We start from the raw sequence: 923 nt of genomic DNA, 5'->3' as shown, positions 1-923 counted from the left end.
TGAACAGCGCCTCGGCGGGGCGGCCGACCATCAGCGTGATGATCCGCTGCCGGTCGGCGCGGTCCGGGCGCAGTGTGCCGGCCACCTCGCCGTTGCGCAGGACGGTGGCCCGGTCGGCGATGTGCTCGATCTCCTCGAGGCGGTGGGAGATGTAGACGACGGCCACGCCGCGCTCGCGCAGCGCGCGGATGGTGGACATCAGCCGCCGCACCTCGGCGTCGGCGAGCGCGGCGGTCGGTTCGTCCATGACGAGGACGCGGGCGTCGAGGGAGAGCGCCTTGGCGATCTCGACGAGCTGCTGCTCGCCGACGCGCAGCGAACCGACGGGCCGGCGCGGATCGATCCGGGCGCCGAGCGGGCCCAGCCAGTCCTGGGCGGCGCGGGCCATCGCCCGCCGGTCGAGCGTCCGCAGCCTGGTGCGCGGTTCCCGGCCGAGCACCAGGTTCTCGGCCACGGAGAGCGCCGGCACCAGGTCGAGTTCCTGGTGGATCGTGGCGATGCCGGCGGCCTGGGCGGCTGCCGGGCCGGCGAAGCGCACGGGCTGGCCGCCGATCGAGATCTCCCCGCCGTGGTCGGTGACGACGCCGGACAGGATGTTGATCAGGGTCGACTTCCCGGCCCCGTTCTCCCCCAGCAGGGCGTGGACCTCGCCGGCGCGCAGGGTGAGATCCACGCCGCGCAGGGCGTGGACGCCGCCGAAGCGCTTGGTGATGCCCGACATGGCGACGGTCACCTGGTCGCTCACGCGGGCCTCCGGGGAGATCGGAAATCGATTTCTGGCAACATAGACGGACGTCGAAGTGATGTCAACGCCCCCGGTGCGGGCCGGGCCGCCGCCCCGCCGCCCGACCCGCACCGGCGGCCCCTCAGGGCACCGCGTTGACCGCCGCGTGCACGGTCCCGCCGAACGCGGTGTCCCGTCC

General features: G+C 74.2%; 1 protein-coding gene. It reads right to left on the bottom strand.

From position 1 onward, the window contains the following. Positions 1-745: ATP-binding cassette domain-containing protein (locus tag F6X68_RS32840; RefSeq protein ID WP_225852578.1), on the bottom strand; the 745-nt coding region annotated here is incomplete at its 3' end. Positions 746-923: the final 178 nt, after the last annotated feature.

Origin of the sequence: Micromonospora sp. AMSO12t (genome assembly GCF_008806585.1) — a bacterium.
In the GTDB taxonomy this organism is placed as follows: domain Bacteria; phylum Actinomycetota; class Actinomycetes; order Mycobacteriales; family Micromonosporaceae; genus Micromonospora; species Micromonospora reichwaldensis.
The sequence above is the reverse complement of the archived record's forward strand: the minus strand, read 5'-3'. Positions and strand labels throughout refer to the sequence as shown.